Origin of the sequence: Brevibacterium sp. 91QC2O2, from assembly GCF_024580695.1 — a bacterium.
Classification (GTDB): domain Bacteria; phylum Actinomycetota; class Actinomycetes; order Actinomycetales; family Brevibacteriaceae; genus Brevibacterium; species Brevibacterium moorei.
Map to the genome: position 1 here is coordinate 97,602 of NZ_JANIJY010000006.1, position 18,558 is coordinate 116,159.

The window sequence follows — 18,558 nt, forward strand, 5'->3', positions numbered from 1 at the left end:
ACCTTTCAGACCCCTCCTTTCAGGCGATATTCTTCTGCTATGGAACTCCACGTGGCAGATCACCCGCTCATCGCCCATAAACTCACCGTCCTGCGCGATGAGCGCACGGACTCGGCCCGCTTCCGGCAGCTGACCGACGAACTGGTCACGCTGCTGTCCTATGAGGCCACCCGCAATGTGCGCACCGAGCCCAAGGTCATCACCACCCCCGTGGCACAGACCACCGGCGTCCAGTTGGCCACCCCCAGGCCGGTCGTCGTGCCGATCCTGCGCGCGGGACTGGGGATGCTCGAGGGCATGCTGCGCATCCTGCCCACCGCCGAGGTCGGATTCCTGGGCATGATGCGCGATGAGGAGACCCTGGAGGTCACCGCCTACGCCGAGCGCCTGCCGCAGGACCTGACGCACCGGCAGGTCTACATCATCGACCCGATGCTGGCCACCGGCGCCACCCTGGAGATGGCAATCGACTTCCTGTTGGAACGCGGGGTGCACGAGGTCACCGCCGTGTGCCTGGTGTCCGCCCCGGAGGGCGTCGAGGCCATCCAGGCGAAGTACGACGGGCAGGCGAACATCACGATCCACACCGCTGCCCTGGACGAACGGCTCAACGAGAACGGCTACATCGTGCCGGGGCTGGGCGATGCCGGCGATCGCCTCTACGGCGTGGTGTGATCGACGCGCGACGCCCAGCGGGCGCGGCGCGCGAACGACCCGCGCTGTCATATTCCGTCACATTGGGGCCCCGGCTCTTCCATATGACACCTGCATGAAGAATAATGACAGTCATGACCCGAATCCTCCCGATGCACATATGCGCACCGCGCGGCAGCTGTCGCCGGCCCCGCGCATCCGCGCAGAGCATGCAGATGCTCTGCGTTCGCGATCACTGATCACCTGCGTCGCACCGAGTGCGGCATGATCGCGAACGAGTCACCACACGAATCATCCCGCCCGGCGGGAATCGTCCACCCACTCGCAGCACCGGAAACCCGAGGATCGACATGCCATTCGCACAGCGCAGCACCACCCCGACGGACCTGACCGCCCGTACTACCTCCCCCCATCCCCGCTCCGCGGCGGCGACGCGCCGCCAGGGCGCCAGGCTAACCGCCGTTGACCCTGCCGCGGCTCCCCGCACGCTGGCCCCGGCCGGGGTCCAGGCCACCCCGCGGGCCGCCCGCGGCATCGTGCTCTACATCGGCCTGGACGAGGAGAAGGCCTCGCAGGACGGCACCAACCTCACCGCCATCGCCGAGGCCCTGCAGTCCTATGCGCACGAACTCGCCGCACGGGCCGAAACCCAGGCCGTCATCGCCCTGGCGCCAGAGGGCCCCGGCAGGGACCTCGACGCCGTGCGCGCCGTGGCCACCGGGTCCCCCGCCGCCACCGGCGGCTCGGCCGTGCGCCACGGACCGCTGCGCTCGCGCATCCCGGCCCATATCCGCCCGCCGCGCCCCACCGAGGATACAGAGGCACAGCGGACCACCGCGGGCCTGCGCGTGGACATCCCCCGCCGCGAGGTCCACATCGACGACGTCCAGGTGAACGTCACGACGAAGGAATTCGACCTGTTGGCCACCCTGGTGTCCCACCCGGGCGAAACCCTGGACCGCTCCCACCTGATCCAGGCCCTGTGGTCGGCCGATGCCCAGGAACCCGATGAGCGCACCGTGGACGTGCACGTGCGCCGCCTGCGCCGCCGGTTGGGCGACTACGCCAATGTCGTGCGCACCATCCGGGGCGGCGGCTACCGCTACGACGCCCACCCCGATGTCGAGGTCTGGTCGGCCACCGCACTGCACTGAGCCCGCTGCACTGCGTCGGCACCACGGGCCACGGCTCCCCGGATCCGGCTTCGCCACCTCATCCGCGCCTCCCTGCCACCTTGCGCCCAATCTGAGGGGCACGGTCAGGGTGGCCACCTAGCATTGGGGGAATGACGCGCAGAAAGTCCCCCACCCGCGGAATCATCGTCTTCATCCTGGGCGTGCTGTTGGCTCTACTGCTGTTCTTCCACAGCCGCCTGCCGGAGACCAAGGGCCTGGCCCTTGTGGTCGAGTCCGCCCTGCCCTGGACCGTGGTCCTGGTGGTTCTGCTCATCATCATGGGCCTGATCCGCTTCAGCTTCCTGGGCATCCTGGGCTTTCTCATCCCGGCCGTGGTCTGGTGCTCCATGTTCGGAGGGTACCTGCGGCCGACCTTCGGCACCGCCGACGGGCAGCTGACGGTGGCGACCCAGAATGTGGGGGCCAAACTGTCCCAGCCCACCGCCACCGCGCAGAATCTGCTCGACCGGAAACCCGATGTGCTGGCGGTACAGGAGCTGGCCAGTAAATCCGGCAAGATCATCAAGTCGAAACTCGATGGTGCCTACTCCTATTCCCGGGTCGAGGACTCTTTGGGCCTGTGGTCGAAATACCCCCTGGGCGAATCCAAGGTGATCGATCTGGGCCTGAAGTGGCCGCGCGCCTTCCGCACCGTGCTGGCCGGGCCCAATGGCGATATCGCGCTGTACGCCGTCCACATCCCCTCGGTGCGCATCGGCGAGGAGGATCTGCGCAATGCGGCGTTGGAGAAGCTCGCGCAGATCGTCCGGCAGGACTCCGCCGGGCGCGTCATCATGCTCGGCGACCTCAATGCCGGCGGGGCCGACCGCTACTTGGGGAACCTGACCACGGAGTTGCAGGATTCCCGGGCTGCCACCGGTGGGGGCTTCGGCGCCACCTGGCCCACCCAATTCCCGCTGGTCAGACTGGACCATGTGCTCACCCGCGGCTTCGACGTCAAGTCCGATGAGGTGCTCGACCGCGGCACCAGCGATCACCGAGCTGTGGTCGTGCGCCTCGACCAGTCCGAATAACACCCGGTGCCGGAGGACGACTCGGTCAGCTTCCGGAGCCGTTCAGTCAGCCGCACAGCTCCCGGTGTCCACCGGAGTGGTCCGCGTGGCGTCCAGGTGTTTCCGGACCTCGCCCAGGGTCAGTGCGTAACCGGTGTCCTCGTCGGTCGCAGACTTCGCGAAGACCATCCCCACGACCCGTCCCCGGGCGTCCAGTAGGGGTCCGCCCGAATTGCCGTGGCGCACCACCGCGCGCAGGGAGTAGACATCGCGGGTGACCGTGGACGAACCGTAGATGTCCAGGCCCCGGGCGGGGAGCTGCTCCCTGATCCGGGCCGGCGATATCGTATAGGGCCCGTTCTCCGGGTAGCCGACGACCACTGCATCGGCCCGCGACCGCAGGTCCTGGCCCAGGGACAGCGCCGCCGCCGGCAATTGTGGAGCATAGAGGACGGCCACGTCGGTGTCCGCATCGAAGGCCACGACCCGTGCCGCATAGGGTGCGCCCTTGCCGCCGGTCTGCACGCTGAGCCGGTGGGCACCCGCGACCACATGGGCGTTTGTGGCGACATAACCCCGTTTGAACACCCAGCCGGTGCCCTCGCTCAGGGTGCCACACACGGTCTGGTCGGTCACGATCTTGACCGTCGAGTCCTGCGCCCGGCGTCCCACCGACGCCAGGTCCTTGTTCGGCACACCGACATCGCAGATCCGCTCCGTCTGGCCGCTGAACACCTGGGGGAAGCCATTGCGGGCCAACACCGAATCGATCTCGCCCAGGGCCACCGCCGAGGTCGAGGGCGCCAGTCGGTCGAGGGTTGCGACGATCTGCGACTGGGCCACCATCCGGTTCGCCTCGACCAGGGGCGAGACCCGGATCCAACCCGCTCCCAGCCAGACGACCAGGGCGAAGGCCAGCAGAGAGCCCGCCGCTCCGCCCAGGGCGTCCAGCCCCCGGCCCAGGCGGCTGGTGATGCTCTCGCGCAGCAGCGCCCCGACCCAGCTGCCGATGGCGGATACGATGATTCCGCACAGAATCGGCACCCCGGCCAGGACCGCCAACTGCAATCCGGCTGATGTGTTCCCGGTCAGATCGGACAGGTCGACGATGCCCTCCCCGTTCCCCGTGCCGAACAGCCAGCCGCCCAGAAAGCGGCCGCCGATCAGGCCCAGGATGAAGCCCAGTAAACCGCCCAGGGTCATGGTCAGGCGCTGGCTGTAGCCCACCGCTGCGCACAGCAGCGCGATCAGGACCAGCACCCAGTCGACGAGCATCATCGCGGCGGGCCCCAGCCCCCGCCGGACTGGGGCCGGTAACCGCCGGCCGGCGGGTTCATCCCGGGACCGGGTTGCGACCGGTAGCCGGGTGCCTGCGGCTGTCCCGGTCCCGAGGCCGTGCCCGGCCCGCCGACCCCGCTCGGCCAATCGCCCGCCTGCGGGCGACCGGGAGTTCCCGGGGCGCCGGGTCCCGGGACGCCGGGGAGCTGTTGGGTGAACTGCCCGCCGGGACGCTGCCCGGCCTCGGCCCGCTGCATGAGCTCACGACGGTTGCGGGTGAACTCCTCGAGCTCGAAGCGCTCCACCTGCACCTCCTTGGCACCGGCGACCTGCGCCAGCAGCCGCATCCGGATCGCCGCCAGATCCGCCGACAGGGAGATCATCCGGTTCATGTTCGCAATGGCCCCTGGGAACCGCCTGGCCCAACGGCGGCCGGCGCGCCGTCCGGCCCAGGTGCCCAGCATCGAGACCTCGTCGTGGGTCAGCCAGCCCGCATTCGCATAGTCGCCCAATGCCCTCCGGGTGGCCTTCGCCTCGCCGGAGCGCAGGAACAGGCCCGTACCGAACCACAGGCAGGAGATGAGCAGGGAGAACGCCAGGGTGACGGCCAGTGCCGCCAAGCCGTTGTCCCACTCCCCCGTCAGCGTCGCCATGGCGTTCCACGACCCGTGCAGCACCATGCCGCAGAACATGCCAGGCAGCCAGGCGACGATCGTCAGCCACCACTGGCCGCGGCGGGACGCCAGACCGATCGACACGCCGGCGCACATGACGAAGGTCGAGTGCAGCAGCGGCGACATCAGACAGCGCATCACGAAGGTCCCGACCAGTCCCGCGGCCGAGCCCTCCGCCAGGCCGGAACTCAGATAGAGCAGGTTCTCTGTGAAGGCGAAGCCGGCGCCCAACAGGCTGCCGTAGACCCAGCCGTCCAAGGGACCGGTGAAGTACTTGCGGCCGGCCAGCACCAGCACCACCAGGAAGACGCCCTTGAAGGACTCCTCGAACAGCGGTGCCATCACCACTGCGCCCATCGTGTCGCCCGTCAGGTCCAGGCCGAACAGGCTCGCGATCCCGATGCCCAGCGCCTGGAAGACCACGACGCCCACCACCGCGGCCACCGCGCCCCACAGGATGCAGGCCGCCATCAACAGTTTGGGCTGGGGTTTCCAGCGGTCGAACCACAGCACCATGCCGACGATGAACAGCAGGGGCAGGGACGACAGGATGACCACGATGACGCCCAGGCCGTGGAAGCTCAAAGAGGCGATGAGCAGGATGACCGCCAGGCCCAGGCCCAGCAGGCACACGGCCACGATCGCTATGATCAGACGCGCCAGGTGGGCGCCGTCGTCATTGGGATTCCACTTCTTGGCGACGGGATAACCCGGCCCTCGTCCCGGGCCGGCGTAGCCCGGCCGAGCCGCGGTCCGCGCGCCTGCCGTCCACCCCGCCTGCACCGGACCGCCCTGATAGGCCGTCACCGGCGCTTGGGCCCGCATCGTCGATGTGACCGGTGGGATATAGCGCGGCATCGGGTAGTTCCGCTGCATCGGCGCCTGTGGATAACCGGGCTGCGACGGTGCCTGCTGCTGTGGAGGCACCCGGTTCGGAGGCTGTTCACTCATGCGGTTCCTTTGCTCACGATCTGTGCCGTTAGACGAAGAAAGTCGGAATAGGTCGATCCTATTCCGACTTCCTTGTGGTTCCATCCCAGCCACACGGCGGGAGCGGCGAGCCGCCCGGCCCGGCTGCACACAGCCGGGCCGGGGCCTCGACCCGCTTGGTGCTCAGCCCAGCTGCAGCGTCCGGGTGGTGTACTCGAACAGCTCGTCGTAGAGCTTCTCGTCGTCGGCCAGCTTCAGGCCGTAGGACGGGACCATCGCCTTGATCTTGGACTCCCAGCCGGAGAACTGCGCGGGGAAGCAGGACTTCAGCAGGTTGAACATGATCGGCGTGGCCGTCGAAGCACCGGGCGAGGCGCCCAGCAGAGCGGCCAGCGAGCCGTCGGCCGCGGCCACCAGTTCGGTGCCGAAGCCCAGTTCGCCGCCCTTGGACGAGGGCTTCATGACCTGCACGCGCTGGCCTGCGGTGATGAACTCCCAATCGCTCGGGTCGACCTCGGGGGTGAAATCGCCCAGCGCCGCGAAACGGCCCTTCTTCGTTTCGGCCAGCTGTGTGACCAGGTACTTCTCCAGACCGAAGTTGTCCTTGGCGACGTTGAGCAGGACGCCCAGGTTGCCGCCCTTGATGGACTTGGGCAGGTCCATGAAGGAACCGCGCTTGAGGAACTTGGGCGAGAATCCGGCGTACGGGCCGAACATCAGGTATTCCTTGCCGTCGATCACACGGGTGTCGAGGTGCGGCACGGACATGGGCGGGGCGCCCACGGAGGCCTGGCCGTAGACCTTGGCGTGGTGGCGGGCCACCAGTTCCGGGTTCGAGGTGCGCAGGAACAGACCGGAGACGGGGAAGCCGCCGTAGCCGCGGCCCTCGGCGATACCGGACTTCTGCAGCAGGTGCAGGGCCCCGCCGCCGGCGCCGATGAAGACGAACTTGGCTGCCACCGTGTGGACGTCACCGGAGGTCAGGTCCTTGACCGTGACCTTCCAGCCGTCTGCCGCGCGGTCCAGGCCGATGACCTGGTGTTCCGTGCGGATGTCGGCACCCTTGGCGCCCACGTGGGTCAGCAGCTGGCGCGAGAGCGAACCGAAGTCCACGTCAGTGCCCTCAGCGACCTTCGAAACGGCGTTGATCTGACCGGGGCCGCGCTTCTCGAACATCAAAGGCAGCCACTGCGCCTGCGTGGCGGCGTCGTCGGAGTACTCCATGGTCTTGAACAGCGGATTGGAGACCATCGTGTCGTAGCGCCGCTTGATGTAGTCACGGCCCTTCTCACCACGGCCGTAGGAGATGTGCGGCACGGAGTTGATGAAGGACTTGGGGTCGGTGATGACGCCCTCGTCGACCAGGTAGGACCAGAACTGGCGCGACACCTGGAACTGTTCGGCGATGTTCACGGCCTTGGTGATGTCGATGTCACCGTTGGCCTTCTCCGGCGAGTAGTTCAGCTCGCACAGGGCCGAGTGGCCGGTGCCCGCGTTGTTCCACGGGTCCGAGCTCTCCTTGGCAACGTAGTTGAGTCGTTCGTAGACCCGGATATTCCAATCGGGCTGGAGTTCGGTGAGCATCGCGCCCAGGGTGGCGCTCATAATGCCGCCACCGATGAGCACTACGTCGGCAGTGTCCTTGTTAACCATCAATTCCCTCGCGTCGTCTGGCCGCAAAGCGGGTACCTTCCGTATGGCACTCTACCCCTTGCGTCCGCACCGCCACTAACCGAGGCGGGACCCAGCAGGCGGTAACGACACGCCGCGCAGTCCACCAGCGTTGGGTCGTTTCCCGGGGACGGAGCCCTCACCGGCGCACTTGTCCCTGTGGATGCTCCGGCGAGCGTGCGTACCCGCACCCTGTGGATGGATTCCCTTCGTCCACAGCCCGACGCCCGCCCCTTCCCGTACACCCAGGAGTGGCGGTGACATGAGGGCATGAAGAAACGCATCCTGTTCCTGACCGCACTACTCCTCTTCGCGCCGCTGGCCGTGCTCCTGGCCCTGCCGGCCACGGCCCAGCATCCGGCCGACACCCTGCTGCGCGCCGCCGAGGCTCCACCGCCTGCCGCGGCGACCTCGCCCACTGCTCGTGCCGGGGCCACGGCCGGGCCCGCGCTCGTGACACTGCGCGGCACCGGTGGTTCCGGCAGCGCAGACAGCCGGCGAGCCCTCGGCACCGGTGAGATACCGACGGCCGGCGGGCAGAGCGTATTGGCCGGCCTGGCGGGCAACGGCGCCTCCGCCGAACTGGGCCGGGCCCTGGACACGAACGAGAAATCCGTGCTGGGGCCGGGGCATTGGCACTCCACCCCAACGGGCAAGACCTGGTACGGTGCCTATTTGAGTCTGACCGGCTACAACGCCTACTGCATCGATGCGGGCCTGCGCACCCCCTACGCCCGCTATTTCACAGCGGCGAAGGGCTCCGAGATCGAATCCGCCGGCAGCGCCTATCTGCTGAGCCGCTATTCGGACTCGAAGAAGGCCGATGTCCACGCCGCACTGTCGGCCATCGTCAAACTGGATCCGCAGATCGCCCACCGCCACCAGGTGCCCGTGGCGGCCCCCGGCAAACTGGGCAAGCGCTTCGCCGGGACCGCGAAGCAGTACGCCGCACTGCGCGCCGAGGCCAAGAAGTATGCGGGGCCCTACACGCTGACGGTCACTGTGGGTGATCCGACGCCTGCCCCCGGTGGGAGCGGCGGCCCCACCGCCGACCGCGTGGCACCGGTGAGCGTCGTGCTGAAATCAGCATCGGGCCGTGCCGTGCCCGGCTATACCGTGCGACTGTCGAGCAGCGCTGGGAAACTCGCAGCCGCAGCGCTGACCACCGGCACCTCCCCCACGACCACCCGGCTGACGGTCCCCAGGCCCAAGGCGACTCAGCCCGCGAGCGCCACGGTGACCGCTACCGTCAGCGGCCTGCCCAATCATCGACTGCTGCAGTACAAGCCGAAGGGCAGCGGATCCAAGCGGGTGCAGAACATCGTCACACGCGGGCTCCCCATGAGCCTCAGCGCGCGAGCCGGCCTGAACGTGCACGGCCCCACCCGGCCCACGGTGACGACGACGATCAACGCGCAGCGCCTGGAGCCGGGCGCTCGGGTGTTCGACCGCTTCACCGTCGCGGGACTGGGACAGGGTCTGCGCGCCGATGTCGTCCACACCCTGTGGCACTCGGAGTCCAAGCCCAAGCGCACCAAGGACGCTCCGGCCGGGGCGAAGAGCCTGGGCAGTGTGACCTCGGCTGCGGTGGCCGACGGGGCCCACACCTCGCCCACGCTGACCCTGCCGGCCGGGATCCGCGGCTGGGTTTACTGGACGGAGTCCATCGCGGCGGGTCCAGACCATATCGCCTGGAACTCCGACCATGGGATCGCCCGGGAAACCGCACTGGTGCCCTGGCGCCCCCGCATCGAGACCACCGCGGTCCTGGGCGGGCAGAAGATCCCCCAAGCCGTCGCCTTCGGAGGGACGCAGGAGAAGTGGGCCAAGCGAGACACCGTCGCCGTGCCCACCGCTGGGACTCTGCCGGCCACTGCGCGTCCATCGCAGACCGCGCCGGTGCCGGTCGGTTCGACGGCGGACACGATCCGTGTTCGGGATGCCCGGCCCGGCAGCACTCTGCAGCTGACGGCGAGCCTCTATCATTCGCAGGCCGAGCCCCGCCAGGCGGCGCAGCCGGTGGGGAAGCGCATCGCGCAGCAGCAGGTGACACTGCGGGTCGACAAGTCGGGCGCGGGCAATACGCGGACGGCGCCGGTGACAATCGAGCCCGGCTGGGCCAGCTGGGTGGTGGAGTTGGCCGCGGGCGAGGGCTGGGATGCCTGGCACAGCGAATACGGGATCCCGGCCGAGACGGTGCACCGCACACCCCCACCACCGATCGTGACGACAGCGCCGCCTGGCACCACGCCTCCCGTGGTCCCGCCCAGCAGTGCCCCGCCCACGACACCGGCTGCTCCACCGAGCACTCCCTCGGAGGTTCCGCCCAGCTCGGCACCGCCGAGCACAACACCTCCGGCTGTGCCGAGTAGCCCACCTGTGTCCTCACAGCCGGCCGGACCCGGCGCTCCCCCGACGAGTCCGGTGGCCCCGACGAGCCCTCCGCCCCCGCCGGCCGACGAGGCCGGCCCCGGAGGCGATGTGCAGGTCCCGCCAGAGCAACCCGCGCCGGAACGACCGGAACAAGCGGCACCACGGGAGCAGGCACTGCCGCGGACGGGGGCGACGACGGCCATCACCGCCGGCACCGCTCTGGCCCTGGTGGGCACGGGCATCCTGTTCCTATACCTGAGCAGGAGGCGGAGCGCCTGAGTCCGGCCCGCGCGCACCCGGCCAGGCCGGACAGCGGCCCCGGCCCCACGTGGGGCCGGGGCCGCCCGGGACGTGGTGGGATCTCCGACCGACGGCCGAGCCCGCCTGTGGCAGGGCTCCCGTCAGTCCGCGGACTGGGCCCTGCGTGACCTCGCGAAGTCCACATACCAGTCCAGCACCGCGGAATCGGCTGCACTCGACCGGTTGATGGACTCCACGGGGGCTCCCTGCAGGATCCGCTTGATGGGGATCTCCAGCAATTTGCCCGTCCGCGTGGTCGGCACGGCGGGGGCCTCGATGATCTCATCGGGGACATAGCGCGGGGATACCTCGGAGCGGATCGCACGCACGATCTCATCGCGCAGCGCATCATCGACCACTGTGCCCGGTGAGGGGACGACGAACAGCGGCATGTAATAGTCCCCTGCTTCCAGCTCGGCACCGATCACCATCGAGGTGAGCACACCCGGCACACGGTCGACGACCTGGGTGATATCCGCCGAGCCCATCCGGATGCCACCCCGGTTGATCGTCGAATCGGAACGGCCGTGGACGATGAACTGCCCGCCCGGGAGCTTCGTCACCCAGTCCCCGTGGCGCCACACCCCGGGATACTGTTCGAAGTAGGCACCCCGGTACTTCGATCCGTCCGGATCGTTCCAGAACTTCACGGGCATGGACGGCATCGGCTCCGTGATGACCAGCTCGCCCACCTCGTCGACCACCGGCCGGCCCTGCGCATCGAAGGAGTCCGCGGCCACGCCCAGCCAGGCCCCCTGCAATTCGCCCAGATAGATCGGGTCATAGGGATTCGAGCCGATGAAGGCCGTGCAGACGTCGGTGCCGCCGGAGTCGGATCCGATGTGGATATCGGCTCCGACGTGGTCCTCGGCCCATTGCCAGGTGGAATCCGGCAGGGTCGAACCGGTGGACATGATGGTCTCCAGATGCGACAGATCGTAGCGGTCGGCAGGCGACAGCCCGGACTTCTCCATCATCTGCAGGATCGCGGCCCCCGTACCGAAACGGGCCACCCGCTCGGCCGCGACGATCTGGAACTGTTTGTCGGCGGCCTCGTACGCGGGCGAACCGTCATAGGTGATGACCGTCCCACCCACCAGCAGGTTGTTCACCAGGCTGTTCCACACCATCCAGGTTGTGGCCACTGCGGAATACGCACGGTCGCCCGCCCGGCCCTCAGTCTGCAGGGCAGTGCTCTTCAGCCCCTCCAGCACGATCCCGCCGTGGCCCTGCACGATCCCCTTGGGCTTGCCCGTGGTGCCCGAGGAGTACAGCACCCACAGGGGATGGGAGAACTCCACCCGGGTGAACTCGGGAACACGGGGCTCGCGGGCCACGTCCGAGAGCCGGACGCTGGGCACCTCTGTGCCCGGCACCGCGGCCTCGCCCCATGGCAGCTCGTCCGGATGCTGATCGACCAACACATGGTGTTCCACGGTGGGCAGCAGTTCCAGCAGCTCGGCCACGCCCGCACGCCGGTCCAGCAGTTTGCCGTTGAACCGGTAACCGTCGACCGTCAACAAGACCTTCGGCTCGATCTGGGCGAACCGATCGGCAACCCCGGGAGCCGCGAAGTCGGCACCAACGACCGACCACACGGCACCCACCGCAGTACTTGCCAACAATCCGACCACCGCATCGGGGATATTCGGCAGGACAGCACAGACGGTGTCCCCCTGCCGCACTCCCACCGAACGCAGCCAGTGGGCCAAGGCGCCCACTCTGCCGCTCAGGGTGCTCCAGCTCAGGGAATCGCGGCGGGCGTCCTCGTGCACCCCCACCAGGGCCTCGGCATCGGGCCGGGCCGCCGCGTGCCGCAGCATGTTCTCCGCGTAGTTGATGCGCGCGCCCGGGAACCAGGCCACCCCCGGCATCGTGTCCCCTGACATGACGGGACCGGTGCCGCGCTCGCCCAGGACGTCGAAGTACTCCCAGATCGACTCCCAGAACTCCGGCAGGTGCGTCACCGACCAGTTCCACAACTGCGGATAGTCCTGCTCTGCGGTGTGCACGTCCCGGGTGTCGGCCAGCCAGCGCTGATAGGCCAGCATCTCGCTGTGCCCGATCCTCTCCTGCGACGGGGTCCAGAGTTTCGTCCGATCTGCCATGTGTTCTCTCTACTTCCTTGTAGGGCTCGCTTCGCGGTTCCGTACCCGATTCTATGCAGAAGGGGTGACCGGGCTCACCGGAGCCGGAGAACACTCAGGCCCCGGAGTCGTAACTCCGGGGCCCGTGTGGTGCAATGGCACGAAAAGTGCGCCATGGGGGATTCGAACCCTCAACCTTCTGATCCGTAGTCAGATGCTCTATCCGTTGAGCTAATGGCGCATGTCTTGACGACAAGACACCACTATACACTCCGGACACACCAGCGGCAAAGGCCGTCGGGCGGAATCCCCCGAGACGCTCCTCACGTGGGCGTCATCCTCCCGTGATGGCGCCGATCAGCTCATTGACGCCCAGGACCAGGAACAGACCCGCGATGATGACCAGGATGATGTTGATGTACCACTTGTTGCGCCACTCCTTTGGCGTGTGCTTGCCATTGAGTAGGAACAGCAGCGTGATCGCCAGGAACGGCATGAAGAACGCGCCCAGCACGCCGTAGGTGATGATGATGCCCACCGGCTTGCCGATGAACAGCAACAGCATGGGCGGGAAGGTCAGCCACAGGATGTAGACCTTGTAGTACTTGCCACCCAGGCCACGGTCCTTGTGGCCCTCCGGCAGCTTGCGGGTCCGACCCCAGAAATCGGCGAACATGAGTGAAACGCCGTTCCACACGCCCAGCACGGAGGAGAAGGAGGAGGCCCAGAAGCCCACCAGGAAGACATTGGCCAGGAATGCACCATGGCGATCCTCCAGCACATTCGCCAGGTCCAGCAGGCCCTGGTCGCCGGACTTGATGGCGATACCGGCCGTGTAGAGCAGCTCCGCCCCGATCACCAGCATGGCGACCACGAAAATACCGGAGATGACGTAGGCCATCGAATTGTCGATCCGCATCACGCGCATCCACTTCGGCGAGGACCAGCCCTTCTCCTTGAGCCAGTAGCCGTAGGCCGCCAGTGTGATGGTGCCGCCCACGCCGCCGGCGATGCTCAGCGTGTAGATGACCCCACCCTCGGGAATCAGCGGAACCAAGCCCTTGACCAGCTCCGGGATGTTGGGCAGCGTGTAGACGGCCAGGCCCACGACGGTGACGAACATGAGGCCCACCAGGGCCGCCACGAGCTTCTCGAAGGCCTGATACCTCCCCGACCAGACCAACGCCGCGCCGATGAGCCCGGACACCGCGCCGTAGAGGACGATGTCGTAGTTGTTGCCCCAGATCGGGAAGGCCGTGGCGATCGGCAGGGCGGAGGCCGACATCGCCGTGGCACCGTAGACGAAGCCCCACACGACGATGTAGGGACCGAAGTAGATGGAGGTCCAACGGCCCAGCCGCCGCCACCCCTCGAAGATCGAGTGGCCGGTCGCCAGGGTCCACCGCCCGGCGCCTTCGACGAGGAAGATCTTGATAATGCAGCCGGCGATCGCTGCCCAGAGGAGCGCGTAGCCGAATTTCGAGCCGGCCACCAGGGTGGCGACCAGGTCGCCTGCACCGATTCCGGTGGCGGCGACGACCAGGCCGGGGCCGATCAGTTTCCATTTGGGTCGTTCTTCGGAAGACGAGGACACAGCGGCGGCTGTGTCATGCGCAGTCGTCTCCCCTGACAGGGGGTCTGGAGTGTTCTCAGTCACACTTCAAAAGTTTATCGGACAACCAATCTTTTCAGAAAGACTCGGCATGCCCACACATGCAAAAGACCCGAAACCTAGAGTTCCGGGCCTTCCTTCGGTGCGCCATGGGGGATTCGAACCCTCAACCTTCTGATCCGTAGTCAGATGCTCTATCCGTTGAGCTAATGGCGCATGTCCTAACGACAGGACTCAACTATACACAGGCGCCGCGGGTACCGCCAGTCCTGCGAACATGGACTGAGTCACACAGGCCGTCACATAAGCACACCGCCCGCCCCGCAACCCATAGGGCTCGTAAATCAAAAATACGTCTTTCATGCACAAAAATCCGCCCATCTATTTGCAACAAGACGTCTTCTTTGCATCCCTTGTGAGTCAATGCACAGGAAAAACCGGTGGTTTCGCGCTGAATCGGCATTCGCCCCTCCCCTACCGTGATTATCACCCGCCGGGAACAGCGGGCCGAACCTCACCAGGATCGGGCCAGTTCCCGGCAGTCCGTCAAAAGATTTGGAGTAACGCCGATGACAGTCCTCGACACTGGCTCAGTCGAAGACCAGCTCGCATGTGCGCCGACCAAGAACGCCCACGTTCTGGAGTTCGTGCGCCGGATCGCAGATAAGACACAACCGGCCCGCATCGAATTCATCACCGGCGACGCCGCTCAGCGGCACGCGATCGAAGACCAGCTGGTGGCCGCGGGCACCCTGGTCCGTCTGGACAAGAAGAAGGACTCCTTCTATGCGGCGTCCGACCCCAATGACGTCGCCCGCGTCGAGGACCGCACCTTCATCTGCTCCGAGAAGGAGGAAGACGCCGGCGCTCTGAACAACTGGATGGCTCCCACGGAGATGAAGGCCATCCTCGACGACCTGTTCGCCGGCTCCATGGCGGGGCGCACCATGTACGTCATCCCCTTCGTGATGGGCCACACCGAGGCCAAGCAGCCGATGTTCGGCGTCGAGGTCACGGACTCCCCCTACGTCGTCCTGTCCATGATGATCATGGCCCGCACCGGCAATGTCGTGCTCGACGCGATCGACCGCAACGGCGGCAGCTTCGTCGAGTGCGTCCACTCCGTCGGCGCGCCCCTGGCCGAGGGCCAGCAGGACGTCAAGTGGCCCTGCAACGAGACCAAGTACATCACCCACTTCCCCCAGGACCGCGCCATCTGGTCCTACGGCTCCGGTTACGGCGGCAACGCCCTGCTGGGCAAGAAGTGCTACGCGCTGCGCATCGCCTCGTCCATCGCCCATGAAGAGGGCTGGCTGGCCGAGCACATGCTGATCCTCAAGCTGACCAGCCCGGAGGGCGAGGTCAAGTTCATCGCCGCGGCCTTCCCGTCCGCCTGTGGCAAGACCAACCTGGCCATGATCGAACCGACCGTCCCCGGGTGGAAGGCCGAGACCCTGGGCGACGACATCGCCTGGATGCGCTTCGGCGAGGACGGACAGCTGTACGCGGTCAACCCGGAGTTCGGCCTGTTCGGCGTGGCGCCGGGCACCGGCTACGGCACCAACCCCACCGCGATGCGCGCAATCGAAGAGGGCGGCAACGTCTTCACCAACGTCGCGCTGACCGACGACGGCGATGTCTGGTGGGAGGGCATGACCGATGAGGCCCCCGCCCACCTGACCGACTGGCGCGGCAACGACTGGACTCCGGAGTCGGAGACCAAGGCGGCCCACCCGAACTCCCGCTTCTGCACTCCGATCACCAATGTGCCGACGCTGGCCAAGGAGTACGACAACCCCAACGGTGTGCCGATCTCCGCGATCATGTTCGGCGGTCGCCGCAAGACGACGATGCCGCTGGTCGTGCAGACCTCGGACTGGACCAACGGCGTGTTCATGGGTTCCGTGCTCAGCTCGGAGACCACCGCTGCCGCAGTCGGCAAGGTCGGCGTGGTCCGCCGCGACCCGATGGCCATGCGTCCGTTCATCGGCTACAACGTGGGCGACTACTTCCAGCACTGGTTGAACATCGGAGCGACCGCCGGCGCCAAGCTGCCGCAGATCTTCTACGTCAACTGGTTCCGCCGCGATGAGGACGGTTCGTTCCTGTGGCCGGGCTTCTCGGAGAACTCCCGCGTGCTCAAGTGGGTCGCCGAACGCCTGGACGACAAGGCCGGGGCCGTGCAGACCCCGATCGGCCTGGTTCCGGCCCCCGGCGCCCTGGACGTCGACGGTCTGGACATCACCGATGAGCAGCTGGCGAAGGCCCTGGCCGTCAAGCCGGAGGAATGGGAGCCCGAACTGGCTTCGATCGAGGAATGGTACGCCGAGCTCGGCGATGCCGTCCCCGCCGAGCTCAAGGCCCAGGTCGACGCGCTGCGCGAACGCATCAACGCCCGCTGATCACAGCCGGGCGACCTCCGGCCGAGGCGACACGGACCCACGTGCATCACGCACTCTGAGTCCGTGCGGCCTCGGCCGGGAAGCCCGCGGTGTCCCCGCACCGCGAATACCCACAGATTGTCCCCACCAGAACCGGCTACAACGATGTAGGCCAATGAACCGGAAGGGCACGCACTCTTGAGCCAGAGTGCGTGCCCTTCTTCTTTTCGATCATTCCGTTCTCGATCCGGTTGGCCGCGGGCCCGTCCGGAGCCGGACCCGCGCCGGGTTCATGGATCAGATGTCGTCGAAGCCGACGATCCCGCCCTGGCCCTCCATATCCTCGACTTCGGCGGCGGTCGCCTTGCTGAACTTCAGCCGCACCCCGTGGCCCGAACCGCCGGCCTCATCGGAGATGAAGTGGGCGCCCAGGCCCTCGAGCGCGGAGATCATCGCCTCGCGCTTGTCATCGGTCAGCGAGTGCATGCCCCGTTCGAAGCCCAGGACCTCGGCCTCGGACAGGCCGGCGCGGTCCGCCACCGTGCCGGTGCCGACCTGGACCAGAGCTCGGGCAGAGCGCGCCAGCGAACCGTCGAAGAACAGTCGTGCTGCAGCCATTTCGTTTCCTCCTCGAATCGTGGGCCGCCGGCCTCGGCATCCGAGGTCACTGTGCCCTGAGAATATGTCCTCAGCACCAGCGTACGTGCCCCAGGTGGATTCCACATGACTTCACCCCGGCAGAAGACCCGAAACCGGGGATGTACCCCCGGTTTCGGATCATCCGGGGTTCGGGCCCCGGGCATGCAGAAACCCCCGCTCACCCAGACGGACACTGGGCTAGCGGGGGTTCCGGATAACGCGGAGCCGGAGGGATTTGAACCCTCGTATTAGTGCAGGTCAGGGCCGCAGTCCGCGTGTTTTCGCGGATTCTGCGTGACGGTGAATGCCGGTGAATCGTGGTGAATGATCGCGAGGTGTGGGCAAAATGTGGGCACTGCGAGCGCCGAGTGCGGCGGCGGGTTACGATCACAAGACCAACCACATCCTGGAAGGAATCCCCGATATGTCCCCTGGTCTGCTTGTCATCCTACTGGCCTACATCCTGGTGTTCTGCGCGGCCGTGGCCCTCGGCACTGTGATTGCGTTCTACACGTGGCGGAAGCTCGACGGGCACGAACGGAAGAAGGCTGGGCTGCCGCCTCGGCAGGCCTAACCGTGAATGCACTGATGGCCCCCTACCCGGGTTCGGGTAGGGGGCCATTTCTGTCTTGTGTCAGGCGTTACGTTACCCAGTGTTGCACTACAGCAATCCATGCCGTATAGTTAACGGTGTCAGCAGGAAACAGCGAAAGGCACGATCATGGCTCAGTACAACATCACCGAATATGTCACGGACAACCTCACCATCGACGATCTCCGGAAATCACCCTTCTGGTGCGACATCGCCGACCTCGCTGAGGGCGTTTTCATCCGCAGTCGCTCCTCCTACGAAAAGTTCCTCCGCTGGGCCGCCGACCGCACCCCCGCCCAGCCTGAGGCCGTAGCCCAGGAGATGGACAAGCAGGCCGGCCCGAAGGCGACTGAGAAGCAGGTCGCTTTCATCCTCCGACTGATCGCCGACGATCGCCACGAGGGCTGCCACATGGTCATCCCGACCGACTATGACGTGATCGCCAGCCTGCCCCGGCGGACCGCCTCGACCTACATTGACGCGATGCTCAACAACTGACCACTACCTACCCCGGCCCCGGGCCACACGGCCCGGGGCCCCACCCGAAAGGGATCCCATGACCTTCGAAACCGATTTCCAGCCCGACCGCTACGACTACCCGACCAGCATCCACGAGCTAGCCCAGCACGCCCACGACTGGCCCGACACACCCCAGGACGCGCTCATTGACGGCACCATACAGCTGTCCTACCGGCCGCGTCAGCCCCGCTGGATCCGCGGCGGCCACGATCTGGAGGGCTACGATACCGCCCTGTTCGCGGCCCACTCCGGCGACCATGACGGCGACAGAGGCCTCGCCTGGATCGACCCCGCCGACATCGACCAGGTGACCCGGGCCGCCCATAAGCTCATCGAGCAGGTCACCCCTGCCCCCGGCGTCCCCGAGGTCCGGCAGGCCCGCGGTGCCATCCACGATATGGAGCACCACCAGGTACTCGCCGACACGGCCCGTGCCGAGCGCGACACCGCGATCCGCGCCGCGCACACCGCAGGCATGTCCATGTACCGACTCGCCCAGGAGCTCGACATGCCCCAGTCCACCGTCCGCAAAATCGTCAACGCCGCGTGAACGCAAAGAAAGGCCCCACCCTCGGAAGGGTGGGGCCTCTTCGTGTTTCGAGTGTCAGCAGGAAACACGCGCCGACTCTACTAGACCGGATCACCCCCGCGCTGCGGGGA

At 67.0% G+C, this 18,558-nt stretch carries 14 protein-coding genes and 2 tRNA genes; 8 read left to right on the plus strand and 8 right to left on the minus strand.

Going from position 1 to position 18,558, the window contains the following annotated elements:
- The first annotated feature begins 39 nt into the window (after window positions 1-39).
- The 3 genes from upp to NQ036_RS06665 all read left to right on the plus strand — a co-directional run bounded on the left by upp (window position 40) and on the right by NQ036_RS06665 (window position 2,863).
- Window positions 40-675, plus strand: a complete 636-nt coding sequence (upp, locus tag NQ036_RS06655) for a uracil phosphoribosyltransferase (protein ID WP_257049240.1) — start codon at window positions 40-42, stop codon at window positions 673-675.
- Window positions 676-1,004: 329 nt separating this feature from the next.
- The gene (locus NQ036_RS06660; RefSeq protein ID WP_257049241.1) at window positions 1,005-1,808 is read left to right on the plus strand and encodes a winged helix-turn-helix domain-containing protein; all 804 of its coding nucleotides are present in this window, start codon (window positions 1,005-1,007) and stop codon (window positions 1,806-1,808) included.
- Window positions 1,809-1,939: 131 nt separating this feature from the next.
- Window positions 1,940-2,863: an endonuclease/exonuclease/phosphatase family protein gene (locus NQ036_RS06665; protein WP_257057826.1), complete on the plus strand. Its 924-nt coding sequence runs from the start codon at window positions 1,940-1,942 to the stop codon at window positions 2,861-2,863.
- Window positions 2,864-2,905: 42 nt separating this feature from the next.
- On the opposite strand, the gene NQ036_RS06670 is transcribed toward NQ036_RS06665, so the two are convergent.
- From NQ036_RS06670 to NQ036_RS06680, 3 genes are all read right to left on the minus strand, one after another.
- Complete coding sequence (locus tag NQ036_RS06670; RefSeq protein ID WP_257057827.1) at window positions 2,906-4,120, minus strand: MarP family serine protease; 1,215 nt, start codon at window positions 4,118-4,120, stop codon at window positions 2,906-2,908.
- Entirely contained in the window at window positions 4,117-5,745 is a 1,629-nt protein-coding gene (locus NQ036_RS06675) for a PrsW family intramembrane metalloprotease (protein ID WP_257057829.1), read from the minus strand. Before NQ036_RS06675 ends, NQ036_RS06670 begins: the two co-directional genes overlap by 4 nt.
- A gap of 162 nt (window positions 5,746-5,907) precedes the next feature.
- Window positions 5,908-7,377: a malate:quinone oxidoreductase gene (locus NQ036_RS06680; RefSeq protein ID WP_257049245.1), complete on the minus strand. Its 1,470-nt coding sequence runs from the start codon at window positions 7,375-7,377 to the stop codon at window positions 5,908-5,910.
- A gap of 288 nt (window positions 7,378-7,665) precedes the next feature.
- Between NQ036_RS06680 and NQ036_RS06685 the strand changes: the two genes are divergently transcribed.
- Entirely contained in the window at window positions 7,666-10,047 is a 2,382-nt protein-coding gene (locus tag NQ036_RS06685) for a hypothetical protein (RefSeq protein WP_257057831.1), read from the plus strand.
- Between the two features lie 122 nt (window positions 10,048-10,169).
- Here the strand turns inward: NQ036_RS06685 and NQ036_RS06690 are convergent, their stop codons facing one another.
- The 4 genes from NQ036_RS06690 to NQ036_RS06705 form a co-directional block, all read right to left on the minus strand.
- Window positions 10,170-12,176: an acetoacetate--CoA ligase gene (locus NQ036_RS06690; RefSeq protein WP_257049247.1), complete on the minus strand. Its 2,007-nt coding sequence runs from the start codon at window positions 12,174-12,176 to the stop codon at window positions 10,170-10,172.
- A gap of 147 nt (window positions 12,177-12,323) precedes the next feature.
- A tRNA-Arg gene (locus NQ036_RS06695) sits at window positions 12,324-12,396 on the minus strand.
- A 93-nt stretch (window positions 12,397-12,489) separates the two neighbouring features.
- Window positions 12,490-13,812, minus strand: coding sequence for an Nramp family divalent metal transporter (locus tag NQ036_RS06700; RefSeq protein WP_373456755.1), 1,323 nt, complete (start codon window positions 13,810-13,812; stop codon window positions 12,490-12,492).
- A gap of 98 nt (window positions 13,813-13,910) precedes the next feature.
- Window positions 13,911-13,983 (minus strand) — tRNA-Arg (locus tag NQ036_RS06705).
- A 353-nt stretch (window positions 13,984-14,336) separates the two neighbouring features.
- Here NQ036_RS06705 and NQ036_RS06710 point away from each other — a divergent pair.
- Entirely contained in the window at window positions 14,337-16,169 is a 1,833-nt protein-coding gene (locus NQ036_RS06710) for a phosphoenolpyruvate carboxykinase (GTP) (RefSeq protein WP_257049248.1), read from the plus strand.
- Window positions 16,170-16,445: 276 nt separating this feature from the next.
- Here NQ036_RS06710 and NQ036_RS06715 read toward each other — a convergent pair whose 3' ends face one another.
- The gene (locus tag NQ036_RS06715) at window positions 16,446-16,766 is read right to left on the minus strand and encodes an XRE family transcriptional regulator (protein WP_257049249.1); all 321 of its coding nucleotides are present in this window, start codon (window positions 16,764-16,766) and stop codon (window positions 16,446-16,448) included.
- 367 nt (window positions 16,767-17,133) lie between these two features.
- Between NQ036_RS06715 and NQ036_RS06720 the strand changes: the two genes are divergently transcribed.
- The 3 genes from NQ036_RS06720 (at window position 17,134) to NQ036_RS06730 (ending at window position 18,448) form a co-directional block, all read left to right on the plus strand.
- Window positions 17,134-17,361 carry a hypothetical protein gene (locus NQ036_RS06720; RefSeq protein WP_257057833.1) on the plus strand — a complete coding sequence of 76 codons (228 nt, stop codon included), beginning with the start codon at window positions 17,134-17,136 and terminating at the stop codon, window positions 17,359-17,361.
- A gap of 147 nt (window positions 17,362-17,508) precedes the next feature.
- Window positions 17,509-17,877, plus strand: coding sequence for a hypothetical protein (locus NQ036_RS06725; RefSeq protein WP_257057835.1), 369 nt, complete (start codon window positions 17,509-17,511; stop codon window positions 17,875-17,877).
- A gap of 58 nt (window positions 17,878-17,935) precedes the next feature.
- A complete protein-coding gene (locus NQ036_RS06730; RefSeq protein WP_257057838.1) occupies window positions 17,936-18,448 on the plus strand; it encodes a hypothetical protein in 513 nt (170 codons plus the stop codon).
- Window positions 18,449-18,558: the final 110 nt, after the last annotated feature.

Coding starts and splice junctions, on each gene's coding strand:
- upp (WP_257049240.1), top strand. CDS start 40: ATGGAACTCCACGTGGCAGATCACCCGCTCATCGCCCATAAACTCACC.
- NQ036_RS06660 (WP_257049241.1), top strand. CDS start 1,005: ATGCCATTCGCACAGCGCAGCACCACCCCGACGGACCTGACCGCCCGT.
- NQ036_RS06665 (WP_257057826.1), top strand. CDS start 1,940: ATGACGCGCAGAAAGTCCCCCACCCGCGGAATCATCGTCTTCATCCTG.
- NQ036_RS06670 (WP_257057827.1), bottom strand. CDS start 4,120: ATGATGCTCGTCGACTGGGTGCTGGTCCTGATCGCGCTGCTGTGCGCA.
- NQ036_RS06675 (WP_257057829.1), bottom strand. CDS start 5,745: ATGAGTGAACAGCCTCCGAACCGGGTGCCTCCACAGCAGCAGGCACCG.
- NQ036_RS06680 (WP_257049245.1), bottom strand. CDS start 7,377: ATGGTTAACAAGGACACTGCCGACGTAGTGCTCATCGGTGGCGGCATT.
- NQ036_RS06685 (WP_257057831.1), top strand. CDS start 7,666: ATGAAGAAACGCATCCTGTTCCTGACCGCACTACTCCTCTTCGCGCCG.
- NQ036_RS06690 (WP_257049247.1), bottom strand. CDS start 12,176: ATGGCAGATCGGACGAAACTCTGGACCCCGTCGCAGGAGAGGATCGGG.
- NQ036_RS06710 (WP_257049248.1), top strand. CDS start 14,337: ATGACAGTCCTCGACACTGGCTCAGTCGAAGACCAGCTCGCATGTGCG.
- NQ036_RS06715 (WP_257049249.1), bottom strand. CDS start 16,766: ATGGCTGCAGCACGACTGTTCTTCGACGGTTCGCTGGCGCGCTCTGCC.
- NQ036_RS06720 (WP_257057833.1), top strand. CDS start 17,134: ATGTGGGCACTGCGAGCGCCGAGTGCGGCGGCGGGTTACGATCACAAG.
- NQ036_RS06725 (WP_257057835.1), top strand. CDS start 17,509: ATGGCTCAGTACAACATCACCGAATATGTCACGGACAACCTCACCATC.
- NQ036_RS06730 (WP_257057838.1), top strand. CDS start 17,936: ATGACCTTCGAAACCGATTTCCAGCCCGACCGCTACGACTACCCGACC.